We start from the raw sequence: 19,426 nt of genomic DNA, 5'->3' as shown, positions 1-19,426 counted from the left end.
TTATACACTCGCTTCCCAAACACTACTTTCTTAATATTCTTCTTTGCGATAACCAAAATCTTGTAAATAGATTTTTTTGTCACGCCAGTCTTTTTGGACTTTTACCCACAGCTCCAAATACACTTTGTCATCTAATAAATATTCAATATCTTGACGCGCCTTGGTACCAATTTGTTTCAGCATTTTTCCGCCTTTGCCAATAATGATACCTTTTTGACTGTCCCGTTCCACAATAATGGTTGCTTGGACATGGACTTTATCGTTTTCATCCCGTTTCATTGAGTCCACAACGACAGCGACAGAATGAGGAATCTCATCTCTTGTTAAAAGTAACACCTTTTCACGAATTAATTCAGAAACGATAAAATATTCTGGATGATCCGTAATTTGGTCATCAGGGAAATATTGTGGTCCTTCTGGCATTTGCTCAACGAGAACATCCATCAAATGCTCAAAATTATTTCCTTCAGTGGCAGAAATGGGAATAATTTCTTTAAAGTCCATTTGTTTCGAATAGTCTTCAATAATACTCAATAAATCATCTGGATGGACTTTGTCAATTTTATTAATAATCAAGTAGACTGGACTATTATTATTTTTCAATCGTTCAATAATAAAGTCGTCACCTTTCCCGCGTTTTTGATCAGCACTTACCATGAATAAAGTAGCATCTACTTCACGCATCGCATTATAGGCACTTTCCACCATGAAATCGCCTAAGCGGTGTTTAGGTTTGTGAATCCCTGGAGTATCGATAAAAACAATTTGTGCTTCAGGAATTGTATAAATTCCTTGAATCTTATTACGAGTTGTTTGTGCTTTGTCACTCATAATTGCAATTTTTTGGCCGACAATTCGATTTAACAATGTTGATTTTCCAACATTTGGTCTGCCGACAATGGCTACAAAACCAGATTTATGTTCAGTTGTCATTGTATTTCTCCTCTTATTTCCACATTTGAATGATTTGTAAAATTTTTGGTACAAATAGAATTAGTCCTACTAGCACTGCGAAACCGGCTGTTAATAAAACAGCTCCTGCGGCCATGTCTTTAACTTTTTTTCCGATTGGATGAAAGTGAAAATCCGTAAACATATCTACGACATTTTCAAAAATTGTGTTGATAATTTCTGCCAACCAGACAAGAAAAACAGCCAATAACAACCACAGCCATTCAGCAAGTGTTAAGGAAAACAAGAAACCAAACACAATGGCCGTGACACCAAACGCCACATGTTTGCGCATATTACGTTCTTCTCGAAAAACTGTTTTGATTCCTTGCCAGGCAAATTCTAATGAATTAATAAAATGTTTATTCTTTCCTGTTTGCTCATCTTTTAAGGCCATACGCATCTAAAATCTCTTTCTGTAAACCAAACATTTCTTTTTCATCTTCAGGTTCCATATGATCGTACCCATTCAAATGTAAAAAGCCATGTACTGCCAAAAAGCCCATTTCTCGCTCCAATGTGTGCCCATATTCAACTGCTTGTTCTGCTGCTCGCTCTGTTGAAATAATTAAATCACCTAGATTCCGTGGTAGCTCTGCCAACTCTTCATCATCAAAAATAATTGGCAATTCGTCTTCCCCTTCATCCTCTAAAGCAAAACTGATGACATCTGTAGGCATATCTTTGCCCCGATAGTCACGATTAATCACTTGGATACCTGCGTTATCTGTAAAAGTCACCGACATCTCCGTATCTTCGGCAATTTCTAGAAAACCCGCTGCAAATTGCAGCAAGTTTTCGATTTCTTTGATTTCTTCTGTTGGTACTTTCTCGGTTTCATCAATGAAAGTAATATCCATTAGTCATCTCTCTTTTCTTGTTCATCTTTCATTTCTTCTGCTTCAGCTTTCATTTTTGGATACTTAATCCGTGAATGGAAGGTACTGCACAATCCATTAATTAATGATTTTTCAATGATGCGAATCTCTTTCATCGTTAACCCGCATTCATCTAATTGGCCATCTGAAATTCTATCTTGAATCACATTATGCACAAAGGCTTGAATTTTTTCGTTGGTGGGATGATCCATCGCCCGCACAGCAGCCTCACAAGTATCAGCAATACTCACAATCCCTGCTTCTCGTGTTTGTGGACGTGGCCCAGGATAACGGAAGTCGGATTCTTTAATTTCAGGATTGCGTTCTTTTGCTTTCACATAGAAAAATTTCATCAATGTTGTGCCATGATGTTGACGACAAATGTCAATCACCATTTGCGGCATATTGTACTCTTCTAAAATTTTGGCGCCATCAATTACGTGGCCAAAAATAATTTGTTTACTATCTTCTGGTAATAAAAAGTTATGTGGATTTTCTGCACCAGCAGGTAAGTTTTCCACAAAGAAATTGGCGTGTTTAATTTTGCCAATGTCATGGTAATAACAAGCAACTCGTGTTAATAGCGACCGCCCGCCAATCTCAGCAACAGCGTTAGCGCTCAAACTAGCCACCATCATGCTATGATGATAGGTACCTGGCGCTTCTTCTAACAGTTGTTTTAACAACGGATGGTTCGGATTACTTAATTCATTCAAGACAATCATACTATCATCGGTCACTAATAATTCGATATATGGATGCAAGCCCATTGTTGCTAAAAATGAAAGTACCGTTCCTGCACTTGCACAAATTAAAGCTGTCCACGTTTTACCATCTGTTAAACTCATCCCTTGATAAATCATTAAGACAACCGCCATGAAAACAGGAAAGACCACTACCCACATTAAAGCTGGGAAAACTTGCTCACTCATCCGTTTTCGTTTAACAACTGTTGCTAGAAATCCTGAGAATAAGTACATAATCAGAATAACCGTCAACGAGTTTGTGCCAATAGAATTATAAAAGATAAATAACGCAAAAACGACTTGGAAAATGGCAGCGATTATCCCTGAACGACGATTCACAAAATGATTTAGAATTAGCGGTGCAAAGGCTGCTGGATAGAACAAGGGAATATACATCAACTGCTCTGTTTGGAAAATCTGGAAGAATTTCATTAAAATAACACTGATTAGCATAGCACCCGTGTAAAAGATAATAAACGAGCGTTGTCGCGAAGGCTCAGTCACTTGTTTTGTAAAGAAAATCAACACTTCAACTTGAAGTAAAATAGCTAGTGCTAATGCCACCATCGGAAAAATAGACGTATTTTGACTAGTCATTCCTAGTAACTCAAGTTTTTCGACCGCTTTTGCATCAATTTGAGTACCTTCACGAACAATAATTTCGCCTTGATAAATCATTGCGGGTTGAACAGCATTCATCGCTTTTTGGCGTAGCTCTTCTGTTCGTTTTTCATTGGCAATATCGTTTACCACAATCCCTTGGTTAACAATGTAACGAATGACTTGTTGCATGGTACTCGTAATGTCTAAGTATTGAATTTTACCGTTAGCTTCTTGGCGAATTTTATCCAAATCAGATTCTCGAACGTGATTTTGCATCGCATCATCCACCAACATCAAACTTTCTGAACGAACCTTATCTAATTGCTCAGAGGTTAATGTAAAGATTGTTTGATAAAAAACATTAGGAAAACTTTGATAAAACGTAACTTCATCTTGCGGTAAAGATTCAAACAATGACTTTAAGCTAGCTACTCGTTCTTCCACGGTCGGCGCAGGAATCGTTTCTTCCTTTTTGGCCTTTGCTTGCTTATTGCTGTACTCTTTGTCTACTTTTTCATTCGCAGAATCAATCAATTTAAATAATTTATCAATACGATTATGTTGGACAGATGCCGTATCTTCTTGATAAATATATTCGGGTGTGACAGCTTCTGCTGCCAATTTTTTTCTTTGTTCTGTTTCGTAGGTATTCTCGATATTTTTATTTGCACGAATAGTTTTCTCGGCCAGTTGACCTTCTTTAATTTCTACTCTTTTCTGATGGACACTGCCAAACATAATCATAAATAAAAGAAGAGAAAAAACGGCTAATAAAATAGGTAAATAGGCTTTACCTAAACGATCCCCTAACTTTGTAAGTACTTTTTTCAAAAGGTACTTTCACTCCTTCCCTAACTGCTTAGGAATGCTTTTGTTGTTCTTTTTCATAGGCTTGAATAATTTGCGCTACAACCGGATGACGCACAACGTCACTGGCTTCAAAATTTACAAAGGCAATTTTTTCAATGTCTTTTAACGTACGCTCGGCGTTAACTAAACCACTTGTTACACCACGTGGCAAGTCAATCTGACTAGTATCTCCATTAACAATCATTTTTGAACTAAACCCTAAACGAGTTAAAAACATTTTCATTTGGGCAACCGTGGTATTTTGTGCTTCATCTAAAATGACAAAAGCATCATCCAATGTACGACCACGCATATAAGCAAGCGGGGCTATTTCAATAACGCCGCGTTCCATTAAACGATTTGTATGATCCATACCAAAAATTTGATACAAGGCATCGTAAACTGGACGTAAATAAGGATCGACTTTTTCTTTTAAGTCACCTGGTAAAAAGCCCAAGCTTTCGCCAGCTTCCACTGCTGGACGAGTTAAAATAATTTTTTGTACTTCACCTTTTTTTAAAGCTGCTACTGCCATCACCACGGCTAAAAAGGTTTTCCCTGTCCCCGCAGGTCCCACCCCGAAAATGACGTCATGAGTTTTAACTGCATCGATATATTTTTTTTGACCAACATTCTTAATTCGGATGGCCCGACCATGATGGTCCTTCATAATTTCTTCTTCATACATGGCAATAAACGCCTCTAAATTTCCAGCTTTGGCCATTTTTAAAGCAGAAACGACATCTGGCGTATGCACTTTGATGCCTCGTTGAATTAATGTTTGTAGCGCTCTTAACACGGAAGCGACTAACTCTACCTCTGATGATTCGCCAATTAACTGAATAACTTCGCCACGACTATTAATCGTTACGTGGGTATTCTCTTCTAAAAATTTGATATGTTTATCATGTGTTCCTAAAAGCATGTGTGCATCATCAGAATCAGTAAGTATTAATTCCAAAGATTTTGACTGATTATCTGTCAAAAAACGTCCATCTCCTTTATTATATAGTCCTTTACAATGATACCACATTCTTATCTGTTTAAAAAGAAGTCGTACCTGATTTGACTTTGAAAGTCAAAAAAGAGAAAACCGTAAAAAGCTACCGGTTTTCTCTTTGTATAAAAAAACTAGGACAGTATCCTGTCCTAGTTTCGATAACGCTCTTAGTTTTCTTGTAATAATTCTTTCACAATTGCGTTAACTTGGTTGCCATCGGCTTTGCCTTTGACTTTCGGCATCATAGCGCCCATCACTTTACCAAAATCTTTTGGTGAAGTGGCGCCAGTTTGCGTCATTACCTCTTGAACTAGTTGACGAATTTCTTCCTCCGTTAGTTGTTGAGGCATATATTTTTCAACAATTGCTATTTCAACTTTTACTTTTTCAACAAGATCGTCGCGTCCCGCCTTTTCAAACTCTGATAAAGAATCTTTTCTCTGTTTCATCTCACGAGACAATACAGTGAGTTCTTCTTCTCCGTTCAATTCACGGCCCGCTTTAATCTGATCATTTTGAATGGCAGTCTTTAACATACGAAGTACGGCTAAAGTTTCTTTGTCTTTAGCTTTCATCGCTGTTTTAATGTCGTCATTCAATGTGGTTAGCAATGACATACCACCAACTCCAATTCATTCAAAACTAGAATTTTTTACGTTTTCTAGCTGCTTCAGATTTTTTCTTACGCTTTACACTTGGTTTTTCGTAGAATTCACGTTTACGTGATTCTTGTAAAGTACCCGCTTTTGAAACGGAACGTTTGAAGCGACGAAGAGCATCATCAAGAGATTCGTTTTTACGAACGACTGTTTTTGACATGTTATTCCCTCCCTCCGAGCTTAAAAAGTAACCGTTTTTCTTATTTGTGGGAAAAACCCACAAATTAAAATACTGTCCTTGTTATATTATAGCTAAAGCATAAATAACCGTCAACCACTCTACTGATAAAATACGAAATTTTTGTTTGATTTTTCGTCTTATTCGCTATTTTTCGCAACAATCGGCACAACGACCAAGTATTTCAAAGCGATGTCCTTCAATTGAACAACCTTTTAACTGTTCTTCAAAAAAATTCATCGGACACATGTGAATTTCTTCCGTTTTGCCACAAACCGTACAAATAAAGTGATGATGATGTTCCACCTCTTGGCAACAACGGAAGCGAAACTTTTGCTCGCCATTTAATTCTGTTTTTTCCAGCAATTCTAAGCGCTCAAAGTCATGCAAGTTACGATAAACCGTATCATAACTGACTCCTTTAAAGGTTTCATTCATAAATTCATACACTTCACGTGCAGAAACATACCGATTTCGCTTAATCAAATAGCTCATCAGTAATTCTCGTTTTTTAGTATATTTTAATCCACTGGCTTTCATGGTTTCTAAGGCTTGTTCAATATTGGTTTTTACTGGTGCCATCGCCATTTCCTCCCTCACCAACCTAAATCAGAATCATTACGAAATAGATTCTGGACTTATGGTATAATAAAATTATTAAAAATGCAAGAAAGGACTTACCCTCTATGACTATTTCTGAAGAAAAAAAATGTGTGACGATTTTTGTCATCTCAGATTCTGCTGGCGAGACCGCTTCAAAATTGGCGGCTGCTTCAATGGCCCAGTACCCCACTGTTGATTTTACTTTGATTAGACGAACATTCGTTAAAGACGAAGATAAACTGGTGCAAGCGTTAGAAGATGCCAAAAAAGCAGAGGCCATGGTACTGCATACTATCATTAATGATCATCTCGTGGCGATTGCTAATCAATTTTTCAATGAGCATCAATTGTTCCATTTTGACATTTTGACACCACCTGTTGCGGAAATCGAACGATTAACAGGTGTCGCACCTATGCGGGAACCAGGTGCCTTACATCATCTGAATGAAAATTATTTTAAACGAATTGAAGCAATGGAATTTGCTGTCAAATATGACGATGGCAAGGACCCACGAGGCTTTTTAGAAGCGGATGTGTTACTTCTTGGTGTTTCCCGAACTTCTAAAACACCGCTAAGTCTCTTTTTAGCCAACAAGAACTTAAAAGTTGCTAATTTGCCACTAATTCCTGAAGCACATTTACCGAAACAATTATTCGAAATGGACCCTAAAAAAATTGTTGGCTTAACCAACGATCCCAATGTTTTAAACGGGATTCGTAAAGAACGAATGCGCGCATATGGATTGCCTGAAAATACTTCTTATTCAGATATTGAAAAAATTCGGCGAGAACTGGCTTTTGCTAATGATCTTTATCAAAAATTAGGTTGTATCGTTATTGATGTCGCTTCTCTTTCAATTGAAGAAACTGCCTCAATGATTCTTAATGCTTTGAACTTAGAAGATCATAGTTATTATTCCACGGAAACATCCGAGGATTAAAAAAAACGAGAAAAAATCACTAGTGATTTTTTCTCGTTTTTTTAAAAGACTTGAACGCCTTCTTGATCAATATTGAAAATTTGGATGCTCGCTTTGGTAGATAATTTCTCCAAACTTTGAACAATTTCGTTGGTTCGTTCTTCTGGCGACAAGATTAGCACAGTTGGACCAGCACCGCTTAAGAAAGAGCCATAAGCACCTTTTTGCTGAGTTAAACGACGAATTTCTTTTAAGTGAGGAACCAATGAACGACGATACGTTTCATGCCATTTATCTTGTTCCATCATTTTGCCTGCTAAAGGTAAATCTCCGTTTAAAATTGCGGCAATCATAACATTGGCAATTGAGCTGGCCGCGACCGCTTCTTTATAAGTCAATTTTTCGGGCAAAACAGCGCGACTTTTTTCGGTAAATAATGGTTCCTCTGGAATAAATGCAATGACATCACACATTGGAAAGTGATGTTTGACATGGTAGACTTGGTTTTCTACATGGCTAGCCACCACGAAATCTCCTAAAATAGCTGGGGCCACATTATCCGGATGTCCTTCCATCTCTGTGGCCAAACGAACTTTTTCTTTAGGGGACAAATTTAAATGTGCTAGTCGGTTAGCTAATTCAATGCCTGCTACAATCACACTTGAGCTACTGCCTAGTCCTCTTGCAAGGGGAATGTCAGAAACCATCCGAATAACTTTTGGTGTTAATTCTGGTGCAATTTTCAATGCCGTTTGAATTAATAAATTCTCTTCATTAGTAGGAATCTCTTCTCCCATAGTATGTTGAATTTCCCAAAATTCACTTTCACCTAAAACGTTGATTGTTAAATAAGCGGATAATGCAATGCCACATGAATCAAAGCCAGGTCCTAAGTTGGCACTAGTGGCAGGTACTCTTATTTTCATAGTGTTGCGACTCCTTTTCGTAAGTGCAGACGCATTTCTTCCACGTCACTCATTTTTGAAATAGCTACTTCTGTCTCCATTGCTGTATCAGGATCTTTCAGTCCGTTACCAGTAAAGACTGCCACGACGGTTTCACCTGCTTTGATTTTACCGCTTTTAACATGTTGAATAACTCCAGCTAATGAAGCAGCCGAACCAGGTTCAATGAAAACCCCATCTTGAGCAGCAATTTTTCGGTAAGCCGTTAAAATTTCTTGATCTGTCACGGCATCAATGAAACCACCGGATTCATCCCGTGCCTGTTCTGCTAGTTGCCAACTAGCAGGATTTCCAATCCGGATCGCTGTTGCCACGGTTTCAGGTTGCTCAATCACTTGGCCTTTCACGATCGCTGCGGCACCTTCTGCTTCAAAACCATGCATTCTTGGTAAAGTTGTTCCTTGTTTTTCATGCCATTCTTTAAAGCCTTTCCAGTAAGCGGAAATATTGCCGGCATTTCCAACTGGAATCGCTAAGACATCGGGCGCTTGACCTAATTGTTCACAAACTTCAAAAGCTGCTGTCTTTTGCCCTTCTAAGCGATAAGGATTCACTGAATTAACTAGCGCAACTGCCTCAGTTTTCGCAATCTCTCGCACCGCTTTTAATGCTTCATCAAAGTTACCTGGAATCGAAATAATGTCTGCCCCATACATAATAGCTTGCGCCAATTTTCCCAGTGCGATTTTCCCTTCTGGAATCACTACATACGCTTTAATACCTGCTCTTGTGGCATACGCAGCAGCGGCGGCACTAGTATTTCCTGTAGAAGCACAAACAATCGCTTTGGCACCTTCTTCTACCGCTTTTGCTACAGCCATCACCATCCCGCGATCTTTGAATGAGCCAGTGGGATTTAAGCCTTCGTATTTTCCATATAATTGAATACCTAATTCTTTGGATAAATTAGGTAAAGGAATCAGTGGCGTATTTCCTTCGGCTAAAGAAATCATTGGTGTTTTTTCTGTTACGGGCAAATACGCTTGATACTGTTTTAACAAACCTTCATACATGTTTACTCATCTCCTATAACCTTCATTACATTCAATAACTGAAAGGCTTCCGTATTTTGAATAGCTGTCACAACTTGTTGCATTTGTGCTTTTGATATCTGGTGTGTAATGGCAACAATTCTTGCTCGCTGTCCATCTGATTTCTGTTGAACTAATTGATCAAAGCTGACTTCTGCTTTAGTCATTAATTGCGTCAACTGCAAAAATTGTCCTGGTGTATCTGGAACATCTAATGAAAAATAGTACTGCCCAAATACATTTTCGGAACTCGTCAATTGGGTTTTATGTTGATACGAATTGAACATATGGCCAGTCGTTGCCAAGCGAATGTTTTTAGCAATCGTAATTAAATCACTGACCACACTGGTTGCTGTCGGTTTAGCGCCAGCTCCTGGACCGTAATACATTGATTCCCCCACGCCTGCACTTTTTATAAATACTGCATTGTACTCATTCCGAACAGATGCAATAGGGTGCTTTTGATTGACTAGCATAGGCGCCACTTCCACCGAGATACTATTCTCATTTTGTTCAGCAGAGCCAATCAATTTGATTTCATACCCCAGTTGTTTAGCCATAGCGACATCATCTAAAGACAATCCGCGAATTCCACGAATATCAACTTGTGGTAATGAAACATTCATCCCAAAAGCAAATTGACTTAAAATAACCATTTTATAGGCTGCATCGATTCCATCGACATCATTTGTCGGATCCGCTTCAGCAAATCCCAACGCTTGCGCTTCTGCTAAAGCTTCTTCATAACTTTTATCAGCAGAAACCATTTGCGTAAGCATATAATTCGTCGTACCGTTAACAATTCCTAAAACTTTTTGAATATTGTCTGCCGCTAAGCTATTAGCAATTGTTCTTAAAATAGGAATCCCGCCAGCAACACTTGCTTCATAATATAAATCACAATGATGTTTTTGGGCTAACGCTACTAATTCACTCCCATGTTGCGCCAGCAAATCTTTATTAGCAGTCACAATATGTTTACCATTTTCTAAAGCTTTCATGATATACGTTTTGGCTGGTTCAATGGTTCCCATTAATTCCACAACGATTTGAATCTCTTTATCTTCTAAAATATCATCAATTGAAGTTGTTAAAGAAAGACCGTATTCTTCCGCTTGCGCTTGTTTCGTTTCAAGATTTCGGACAAATGCTTTTTCAATGACTACATTCATTCCTGTCACTTGTGAAATTTTCTCTTGATGTTCTTTCAAGAGAGTTAAAACGCCAGTGCCTACAGTCCCTAATCCTAGTAACCCGGTCTTTAAGGTATCCTTCATTTTTACCTCCATCAACAGCGCTATTCTAGTTACGCTATTTTTTCCTACTTTTTATCGGTGTTCAATATGCTCAAAGGTCTGATTTAAAATATCTATTACATGATGATCATCTAATGTATAAAAAATCGTTTTTCCTTCGCGACGTGCCTTGACAACCCGGCTATCTCTTAATAATTTTAGTTGATGAGAAACGGCGGACTGTTCCATTCCCAATTGTTCACTAATCGCCGTTACATTATGCTCGCCTTCTTTTAAAAGTAGCAAAATTCTTAAACGTGTTGGATCACTTAATACTTTATATAATTGACTTACTTGTTTGATTTCTTCCATTTGTTTCATTATAGTCGCCTCACTTTGCACTCATTATAACACAGAGTTTTTTAAAATAAGAACTGCGATTGTTCTTTCCTACGAAAAATATGGCACAAAGAAAGTTGGAAAAATGACAAACTTGTCGATTTTCCAACTTTCTTCATCTATTCGTGGTTGGCTTGCTGAACTGCATCCATCACGGCATAACGGAAGCCATTTTTTTCTAGAGCTACGACACCGCGAATCGTACTTCCTCCTGGAGAAGTCACTTCATCTTTCAATGCTCCTGGGTGTTTTTTCGTGTCTAAGGCTAAGGTCGCCGTTCCTTTTATCATTTGAGCGACAATTTCATAAGATAAGTCTCTTGGTAACCCTTCTAAGACTGCTGCATCTCCCAATGCTTCCATAAAGATATCAACAAAAGCTGGACTGCAACCAGCCACAGTACCAAAAGTTTCCAGTTGCGCTTCACGAATTTCTTTGACTAACCCTAAAGTAGCAAGAAGTTCCATTACCAGTTCCTTCGTTTGGCCTTCAATTGTTGGTGCCAAGGCTACGCCAATCACGCCTTGATTCACGCTAACTGGTGTATTAGGAATGGCATGAACAACTTTGGCTTCTTTATTGCCAAGGGCCATTTGTGCTTCTTCTATGGTATGACCTGTTGCAACAGAAATCAATAGACTTTCGTTGGAAAAATGAGGGGCTAATTCCTGAAGGACAGGTAACACGACCTTTGCTCCTGTCGCAATAAAAATAACCTTACATTCTTGGAAAAGTGCATAATCTGTGACAAGTTGAAAGCCCCACTCTTTTTGAAGTGCTTCTGCTGTTCCACTTGATCCGCCTTTCACATATAAATGTTCCTTCTTGACTGCCTCAGCTTTCAGTAACCCTTTAATGATGGCACCGCCCATACTGCCAGCACCGATAAAGCCAATTTTCATAGCATTCCCTCCTTAGTTAAATAAAGTGTTTGTGTCAAAAGTCAATTAGCTTTTGACACAAACACTAACATTCGTACTTTTTTCCGTACAGCCTGTTTCGTTTATTTTATTTTGTTAATTCATTAACGACTGCTTCAAACGCAGCAATTTTTTCAGAAGCTTCTGAACTACTTGTTGCTTTTGTTGCTAGATAGAATTTAATTTTTGGTTCTGTTCCTGATGGTCGGATAGCAATCCAACTGCCATCTTCTAAATGATATTTCAACACATCAGAAGGAGGCGTTTGTAATTGTTCTGTTTGACCATCTGCAAAAGTGCGTGTTAATTCTTTAAAATCTTCCGTTTGAGCAACTTGAATCCCGGCAAACTCAGTTGGCGCTTGTTCACGACATTTTGCCATTAAAGCTTTGATTTTACCGCTTCCTTCAATTCCGCTCATTGTTACGGAAATAGTTTTTTCTTCAAAGTAACCAAATTCTTCAAAGATATCTTGTAAGCCATCGTATAATGTTTTTCCTTGTTTTTTATAGAAAGCCGCTACTTCTGCTAATAAAACTAACGCTTGAATTGCATCTTTATCACGAACAAAAGGTTTCACTAAGTAACCATAACTTTCTTCAAAACCAAACATAAACGTTTGACTGTGGTCTTCTTCGTATTGTTGAATTTTTTCAGCAATAAATTTGAAACCTGTTAAAACATTAAACATCTTCGTATTATATTTCTCAGCAATCGCTGTAGCAAGTTCACTAGAAACGATTGATTTTAGAACCGCAGCATTTTGAGGCAACGTGCCTGCTTGTTGATGGGCTTCTAAAATATAATGAATCATAATTGAACCTAATTGATTTCCTGTTAATACTTGGTAGTCTCCATTTGGCATCCGCACAGCAGCACCTAAACGATCAGCATCTGGATCTGTTGCAATCAATAAATCAGCGCCTTCTTTTTCCCCTAAACGAATCGCGTATTCAAAAGCTGAATGTTCTTCAGGGTTTGGTGACTTAACTGTAGTAAAGTCAGGATCAGCAACGGCTTGCTCAGGTACTAAAACAAATTTTTCAAAACCGGCTTGTTTTAATGCCTTTTCTCCTAACATTTTCCCAGTTCCATGTAAGGGAGTGTAAACTAATTTTAATTCTTTACCCATTTCGTTAATTAATTCTTGATTAATCGTAACTGTTTTAATTTCTTTCAAATACGCGTTATCGACTTCTTCACCAACAATGTTAATTAAACCGCTGTGGGCAACTTCTTCATCTGATAAGACATCAATTTTCAAAGAATTTTCGATACTACGAACATATTTAGTTAATGCATCTGCATCAGCTGGCGGCATTTGACCACCGTCTTCACCATAGACTTTGTAGCCATTATAGGCAGCTGGATTGTGAGAAGCCGTAATCATGATTCCCGCAAAAGCTTTAAAGTAGCGGACCGCAAAAGATAATTCTGGTGTTGGTCGTAAGCTTTCAAACACAAAAGAAGGAATATCATGTTTAGCTAATGTTTTAGCTGCTTCCATTGCAAATTCTGGAGACATATGACGTGAATCATAGGCAATAGCTACACCGCGACGTTTTGTTTCAGGATCTTGCGTATCCATAAAACGTGCAAGTCCTTCTGTTGCTTGACGAACCGTAAAGATATTCATCCGATTAATACCGGCGCCTAAAATCCCGCGCATCCCGGCAGTCCCAAATTCTAATGGTGCGTAAAATGCATCTTCACATTTTTCAGGGTCTGTATTTAAGTCCTTTAATTCATTTTTTAAATTTTCTGGAATATTTTCTTCATTTAACCATTGTTGGTAAACTTGTTCCCAAGACATGGAAAACACCTCATTTGTTTTTTTGTTTTTACTTTTTAAGTATAGCATTGGATATTCGTTTAGAAAAGGGAAGTTGTAGCGTTTTCTCTCAGCAAATGATTTTTATAAGAAAAATCTTACTTACTGTTCTATTTTTGTTTGTCTATTTTCAGAAAGCTGTCGTGTAATCCGTACCATTCGCTCACAAAAAAGAGGCATTTCTTCTGGTGAAATTCGGGAACAGTTCAAGCGAATACTTCCACGTTTTTCACTAAAAGCTACACTTGGTGCTACCAAAACACCTTCTCGTAAAAACACTTGCCAATCTTCTGGCTTAAGTGCCCCTTGACGCCAATGTGCCCATAAATAAAAACCGCCTTTTACTGGCGAAACTTCCCATTCTGGCAACGATTTAAATACTTGATATACAGCTGTTGCTCGTTGTTCCACTTGTTTATTTAATAACGTAATTTTTTCAGAAAAAGAAGGATCTTCAATCGCCATTTTAGCGAGCATCTGCGGAAAAATACTCAACGAAACATCCATCATTTTTCTGGCTTCTGCAATTTGTTTCGTCACAGAGGCGGGCGCACTTAACCAACCAATTTTCGTGGTCGAACCTAAAATTTTTGACAACGAACCGATATACAAGACATTATCTGGATCTAATTTTTTTAAAGGAGGAATTTCTGTTTTTGGGATAAAACTTAGCTGCCCAAAAACATCATCTTCTAAAATTGGAACTTGATACGTTTGACAGACTTTCACAAGCTGTTCTCTTTTTCTTAAAGGCATTACTGTCCCAGTCGGATTTTGAAAGGAAGGATTAACCATAACCATTTTGATGCGATGTTGTCGAATTGTTTGTTCTAGCGCTTCAAGATCAATCCCTTCCTCTGTCATGGGCACACCAAATAAGCGCACACCAGCAGCTTGGAAAATTGGTAAGGCATAGAAGAAAGATGGATCTTCTACGGCAACACTATCTCCTTGTCTCAATAAAACTTGCAAAACTAAAAAAAGTGCTTGTTGTGCACCTGAAGTGAGCAATAAACTTTCACTTGGTAAATGAAGCTGATATTCCGTTGCTGTAATGGCTTGGATTTCTTTTCTTAACGGCAAATAACCTAATTCATCTTGTGCTTCCTCTTTTAAAAATTGTTTCCAATTTAATGCTGGAAAATCGAAACTGGGAATTAAGTCTAACGGCAACTCGCCTGTATACATATCTAAGTCAGTCGGCAAATTTTGTTTAGCACGTAACTCAATCTCTGTCACCAAGGGATGAACTTGTTTGAACACATTTTGTTCTAAATAACGATGCCAATCCGTTCGTGGCGTCATCATTACCCCCCATTTTCCTTCGTTGACAATCGTTCCGCTCCCTCTTTTTCGCACAATCCAGCCTAAGTCCACCAGTTCATCTAATGCATGAACAACGGTTGAACGATTGACAGATAAGTATTCTGCCAGTTTACGTTCCGAAGGGATTTTTTCACCTGGTAATAATTCGCCTGTTTGAATCTTTTGAACAATCATTTCCATAATACTGCGATAAATGGGAACATTTTGTTCTTTTTTAAGTTGCCACATAGCAATCACCTCAACAATTGGATGAGTTAAAAGTAATCCAGTTTAATGCTTTTGTCAATCGAAAATACAAGAAAAGTGGGACAGCCGTTTTGACGAATGTCCCACTTTTCTGTTTTACTATTAACAGGTTTGTCTCAATGTTTGTGTAAAAATGCTTGGATGGTGTTATAAAAGATTCCTGCGAACATAAAGATTAACCAACTAAACCGCCAATCCCCTAAAACAAAACTAATAAATAGATAGAGTGCAACAACTAAGGGCCAATAAACGGATGCAATAATTGCACCGACAGGATTTCCCACAGGTCCTTCCTCTGTTTTTGTTTGTTGAGGGGCAAAATCAGGATGACCAACATGTTCTGAATAAAAATAAGTTTCATTTAGCAATTTATTAAAACTTCCTTTAATTACTCCACCAAATATAAACAAGAAGACACCCACCGATACTAAAAAGAAGAGCCAACTAATCCCCATCGTTCCATTATAATATTGTCCGCCCATCATTTGATGCATGGAACGGCGCATCATCAGATGAAGGCCACTACTAAAGACAACAACTGGGATTAAACCCAAAATACAAAAAACGACGCCCGCTGCCATACAAAAAATAAATGATCGTTGAAAACTTTGTTCTCTTTGTGCAACTTCTTTTTTTAACTTAATCGGAATCAATCGTTGCCCCAGTTGTTTGTCCATTGCAACAAACCGATTACCAGCAACAATAAATAATGGAACGCCGATTGCCACACCTATGAAAAGACAAACTAAACCAAGACCGTTAGAAAGAACACCACGCATACCAACCAGCAAGCCAACACCCACCATGATTGCAACAACACCAAGGCCAATTTGAATAGCACCTTTACGTTGGACAGCTAAATAGTCAAGTCCTTCCTCCACTGAAATTTCTGGCAAACCGTTCATTGAATCGTTTGTTTCATCCACTTGTTTATTTTCTAAATTCAATTCTTCCATTAATTCATCAATAGTACCAAATTCAGAAATAATTGTACCAATTGCTTCATTTTCCGATTTTCCTTGGCTGAGCAAATCTTCATAACGATCCTCAGCATTTGCTAATAAGTCCGCCTTTAATTGTTTTGTTTCAGATGTTTCAACAACACCTGAAAATAAGCTATCAATAAATTCTTCTATAATTTTCATTTTCCCATCTCCTTTACAAATGCTTCGACGACGTCTTTTGTTACTTCCCATTCTAGTAACTTTTCCTCTAAATAACGCTCTCCTGCATGGGTTATTTGATAATAGGTCCGCTTTTTGCCATGCGTTACTTCTCCTGGAAATGATTCAATGTAGCCATTTTTCTCTAAACGTGTAAAAGCAGAATAAAGTGTCGTTTCTTTAATCGAATATTGTTCTTTAGAAATTTCACGAATGCGTTTAGAAATCGCATAACCATATGAAGCGCCGGATTGTAAGATTGAGAGAATAAAGGTATCGTTGTATCCTCGAATTGCATCACTACCAATCACATAAATTCCTCCCTCAAGTACTTCAACTATCGTACTACGTCTGTCGTTGTAATTATCTTAACACGATTACTACGATAGGTAAAGTAAAAAAAGCACGTAATGCAGAAATCATTTTAATTTCTGCACTACGTGCTGTCTTCTTTTCAGTCTATAGTTGAATCTTAAATGGTATCACCATTAAAAATAGAATTTTTTACAATCACATAATCAACTTTACGAATCGCTTCTAAATCGCGACCTCCCGCGTATGAAATGGAAGATTGTAAATCTTGTTGCATTTCGACTAAAGTATCTGCCAACTTCCCTTTATGGCGTAACCAGATTTTTTTCCCTTCAACGTTTTTCTTTTCGCCTTTTTGGAATTCAGAGGCGCTACCAAAGTATTCTTTGTAAACAACACCATCTTCCACTTTTGTTTCACCTGGTGATTCTTCATGTCCAGCAAATAATGAACCAATCATGACCATAGTTGCCCCAAAACGCACAGATTTTGCAATGTCTCCATGGGTCCGAATCCCACCATCTGCAATAATTGGTTTCCGAGCAGCTTTGGCACACCAACGTAAAGCCGCTAACTGCCAGCCACCTGTCCCAAAGCCAGTCTTAATTTTAGTAATACATACTTTTCCTGGTCCAATCCCCACTTTGGTGGCATCGGCTCCAGCGTTTTCTAATTCGCGAACGGCTTCTGGCGTTCCAACATTGCCCGCAATAACGAACGTTTCTGGTAAAAATTTTTTTAAGTGTTGAATCATATTAATCACCGCATTTGAATGACCATGGGCGATATCAATTGTCACGTAGTCAGGAACTAAACCTTCTCGGGCTAACGTTTCAACAAAAGCGTATTCCCCTTCTTTCACACCCACACTAATTGACGTGATTAAGCCCTTTTGTTGCATTTTTTTAATAAATGGCACTCGCGCCTCTTCATCAAACCGATGCATGATATAAAAATAACCATTTTCAGCAAGGGTTTCCGCAATCGTTTCATCAATAATTGTTTGCATGTTCGCTGGAACGACAGGCATTTTAAACGAATGTTTTCCTAAAGTTACTGTAGTATCACATTCAGAACGACTATTCACGATACATTTATTGGGAATTAATTGGACATCTTCATAATCAAAAACTTTCATACTTACTGCCTCCTAGTTATTTACAAAAATAACGTAAAAACCGAACATCCGGTCATTTAACGTTCGTGTTTACAAACACCATTGTTAATTTACACTATTTACCGCCACTTGTCAAAGGCGTTTTAACGAAAATTAATCTTTTTATCCTTCTTGAACGTTTGGTAAAATGGCCTGCAATAAAATAGCAACAATTGAGGCAGTTGCCACGGGTGAACTAAATAAATATTGTAAAAATTGTGGTAGAGTTTCCAAAAACTCTTTTGGTAACAATGTCAACGCTAACGTCATAATAATCGGAACGGCAATTACATACATCTCTTTTTCATGAATTGTTACATCACTCATGACTTTCATTCCACTTACAGAAATGATGCCGCAAACAACCACAAAAACGCCGCCGATAACTGGTGCCGGAATGGCCGAAATCAAGGTGGAAAGTTTTCCAGATAAGCCAAATAAGACAAACCACGCACCTGCAGCCACAAAAACCTTGCGACTAGCAACTCCAGTGATTGAAATAATCCCAGCATTTGTAGAGTAACTAGTTACTGGCGTGCCGCCAATAAATGAAGAAACTAAGCAACCTAAGCCTTCACCAATTACGCCGCGATTAATTTTTTCTTCGGTCAAAGGTTCAGCGACAACATGACTCACAGCAAACCAAGTGCCTGTTGTTTCCGCCATTAAAACCAGATAAATAACTAACATCGTGGCAATAGCTGACCAATCAAATTGGAAAGAAAAGTTAACTAATGGTAACTGAGGCAAACTAAACCAAGCCGCTTCACTAACGGCTGATAAATCAAGTACCCTTAATAATTGTGCCGCGATGCTCCCAAATAATAATGCCAAAATGACAGAAGAAACGCGGAAAATCCGCCCTTTTTTCAAAGCAGAACCTAAGAGCGCAAAGAAGATCAACGTACCCGCTGCTATAAATGCTAATAAAATATTTTGTCCTAATTCCCCTTTTGCGTGGTAAATATTATCCGATAAAGCGACTGGCATTAACGAAAGCCCCACCACAAAAATAATTGTTCCTCCCACAATTGGTGGAACAAATTTAGTGATTAAACGATTAAAAATACCAGTAAATCCTAATATAATAACAACAATTGCCCCCACTAAACTAGCACCTAAAACTGCGCCCCAGCCATTTCCTTGTTGGTTGTTGGCAAAATAAATTCCTGCAATTGCCCCGATTGGAATAAATGAAGGGCCTTGCGCAACTGGTAATCTCATACAAAAATGAGATTGAATAATCGTGGCAAGTCCTGCTGCTATGAATGTTGCTTGGATTAAAGAAGACGTTTGTGCTGTGCTAATCCCAATAATTGAAGCAATGATCACAGGCACGACGTACACGTCCATTGCTAAGACATGCTGAATCCCTAACATAGTGGCCTGCCCAAAAGATACTGAATCTTCTGGCCCCACTGTTAAATGAAGATTATTTTGTTTCTTTTCACTCAT

The 19,426-nt window shown here is 38.2% G+C and carries 20 protein-coding genes; 1 reads left to right on the top strand and 19 read right to left on the bottom strand.

The genetic code is table 11. The features are described 5' to 3' along the window. Positions 1–30: 30 nt before the first annotated feature. The 8 genes from era to HMPREF2810_RS14070 all read right to left on the bottom strand — a co-directional run bounded on the left by era (position 31) and on the right by HMPREF2810_RS14070 (position 6,452). Positions 31–933, bottom strand: coding sequence for a GTPase Era (era, locus tag HMPREF2810_RS14105; protein ID WP_002359745.1), 903 nt, complete (start codon positions 931–933; stop codon positions 31–33). A 13-nt stretch (positions 934–946) separates the two neighbouring features. After that, positions 947–1,348, bottom strand: a complete 402-nt coding sequence (locus HMPREF2810_RS14100) for a diacylglycerol kinase family protein (RefSeq protein ID WP_002382764.1) — start codon at positions 1,346–1,348, stop codon at positions 947–949. Continuing rightward, positions 1,332–1,811, bottom strand: coding sequence for an rRNA maturation RNase YbeY (gene ybeY, locus HMPREF2810_RS14095; RefSeq protein ID WP_002356745.1), 480 nt, complete (start codon positions 1,809–1,811; stop codon positions 1,332–1,334). The genes HMPREF2810_RS14100 and ybeY overlap by 17 nt, the downstream gene beginning before the upstream one ends. Then, on the bottom strand, positions 1,811–4,009 hold the full coding sequence (locus HMPREF2810_RS14090) for an HD family phosphohydrolase (protein ID WP_002356744.1): 2,199 nt from the start codon (positions 4,007–4,009) through the stop codon (positions 1,811–1,813). The genes ybeY and HMPREF2810_RS14090 overlap by 1 nt, the downstream gene beginning before the upstream one ends. 28 nt (positions 4,010–4,037) lie before the next feature. After that, positions 4,038–5,060, bottom strand: a complete 1,023-nt coding sequence (locus HMPREF2810_RS14085; protein ID WP_002356743.1) for a PhoH family protein — start codon at positions 5,058–5,060, stop codon at positions 4,038–4,040. A gap of 134 nt (positions 5,061–5,194) precedes the next feature. Beyond that, positions 5,195–5,644, bottom strand: a complete 450-nt coding sequence (locus HMPREF2810_RS14080) for a GatB/YqeY domain-containing protein (protein ID WP_002356741.1) — start codon at positions 5,642–5,644, stop codon at positions 5,195–5,197. A 25-nt stretch (positions 5,645–5,669) separates the two neighbouring features. After that, the gene (rpsU, locus tag HMPREF2810_RS14075; protein ID WP_002356740.1) at positions 5,670–5,846 is read right to left on the bottom strand and encodes a 30S ribosomal protein S21; all 177 of its coding nucleotides are present in this window, start codon (positions 5,844–5,846) and stop codon (positions 5,670–5,672) included. A 165-nt stretch (positions 5,847–6,011) separates the two neighbouring features. Next, positions 6,012–6,452 (bottom strand): Fur family transcriptional regulator, encoded by a 441-nt coding sequence (locus HMPREF2810_RS14070; RefSeq protein ID WP_002387080.1) that lies wholly within the window; start codon positions 6,450–6,452, stop codon positions 6,012–6,014. A 98-nt stretch (positions 6,453–6,550) separates the two neighbouring features. Here HMPREF2810_RS14070 and HMPREF2810_RS14065 point away from each other — a divergent pair, with 98 nt between their 5' ends. Further along, positions 6,551–7,408, top strand: coding sequence for a pyruvate, water dikinase regulatory protein (locus HMPREF2810_RS14065; RefSeq protein ID WP_002382760.1), 858 nt, complete (start codon positions 6,551–6,553; stop codon positions 7,406–7,408). Between the two features lie 41 nt (positions 7,409–7,449). Here HMPREF2810_RS14065 and thrB read toward each other — a convergent pair whose 3' ends face one another. The 11 genes from thrB to HMPREF2810_RS14010 all read right to left on the bottom strand — a co-directional run bounded on the left by thrB (position 7,450) and on the right by HMPREF2810_RS14010 (position 19,426). Then, positions 7,450–8,313 (bottom strand): homoserine kinase, encoded by an 864-nt coding sequence (thrB, locus tag HMPREF2810_RS14060; protein WP_002384228.1) that lies wholly within the window; start codon positions 8,311–8,313, stop codon positions 7,450–7,452. Further along, positions 8,310–9,365 (bottom strand): threonine synthase, encoded by a 1,056-nt coding sequence (gene thrC, locus HMPREF2810_RS14055; RefSeq protein WP_002356733.1) that lies wholly within the window; start codon positions 9,363–9,365, stop codon positions 8,310–8,312. Before thrC ends, thrB begins: the two co-directional genes overlap by 4 nt. A gap of 2 nt (positions 9,366–9,367) precedes the next feature. Then, positions 9,368–10,660, bottom strand: coding sequence for a homoserine dehydrogenase (locus HMPREF2810_RS14050; protein ID WP_010815204.1), 1,293 nt, complete (start codon positions 10,658–10,660; stop codon positions 9,368–9,370). A gap of 51 nt (positions 10,661–10,711) precedes the next feature. Next, on the bottom strand, positions 10,712–11,020 hold the full coding sequence (locus tag HMPREF2810_RS14045; protein ID WP_002356730.1) for an ArsR/SmtB family transcription factor: 309 nt from the start codon (positions 11,018–11,020) through the stop codon (positions 10,712–10,714). A gap of 116 nt (positions 11,021–11,136) precedes the next feature. Beyond that, entirely contained in the window at positions 11,137–11,919 is a 783-nt protein-coding gene (proC, locus tag HMPREF2810_RS14040) for a pyrroline-5-carboxylate reductase (RefSeq protein WP_002384225.1), read from the bottom strand. Positions 11,920–12,025: 106 nt separating this feature from the next. Further along, positions 12,026–13,750, bottom strand: a complete 1,725-nt coding sequence (locus HMPREF2810_RS14035; RefSeq protein ID WP_002370434.1) for a phospho-sugar mutase — start codon at positions 13,748–13,750, stop codon at positions 12,026–12,028. Between the two features lie 120 nt (positions 13,751–13,870). Next, a complete protein-coding gene (locus HMPREF2810_RS14030) occupies positions 13,871–15,322 on the bottom strand; it encodes an aminotransferase-like domain-containing protein (protein WP_002362680.1) in 1,452 nt (483 codons plus the stop codon). A gap of 134 nt (positions 15,323–15,456) precedes the next feature. Continuing rightward, complete coding sequence (locus HMPREF2810_RS14025; RefSeq protein ID WP_002356724.1) at positions 15,457–16,485, bottom strand: permease prefix domain 1-containing protein; 1,029 nt, start codon at positions 16,483–16,485, stop codon at positions 15,457–15,459. Then, positions 16,482–16,814 (bottom strand): PadR family transcriptional regulator, encoded by a 333-nt coding sequence (locus tag HMPREF2810_RS14020; RefSeq protein WP_002356722.1) that lies wholly within the window; start codon positions 16,812–16,814, stop codon positions 16,482–16,484. The genes HMPREF2810_RS14025 and HMPREF2810_RS14020 overlap by 4 nt, the downstream gene beginning before the upstream one ends. Positions 16,815–16,975: 161 nt before the next feature. After that, entirely contained in the window at positions 16,976–17,953 is a 978-nt protein-coding gene (guaC, locus tag HMPREF2810_RS14015) for a GMP reductase (protein ID WP_002362677.1), read from the bottom strand. Positions 17,954–18,094: 141 nt separating this feature from the next. Further along, the gene (locus HMPREF2810_RS14010; protein ID WP_002384223.1) at positions 18,095–19,426 is read right to left on the bottom strand and encodes a nucleobase:cation symporter-2 family protein; all 1,332 of its coding nucleotides are present in this window, start codon (positions 19,424–19,426) and stop codon (positions 18,095–18,097) included.

It is taken from the genome of Enterococcus sp. HMSC078F03 (assembly GCF_001811595.1).
Classification (GTDB): Bacteria; Bacillota; Bacilli; order Lactobacillales; family Enterococcaceae; genus Enterococcus; species Enterococcus faecalis.
The sequence above is the reverse complement of the archived record's forward strand: the minus strand, read 5'-3'. Positions and strand labels throughout refer to the sequence as shown.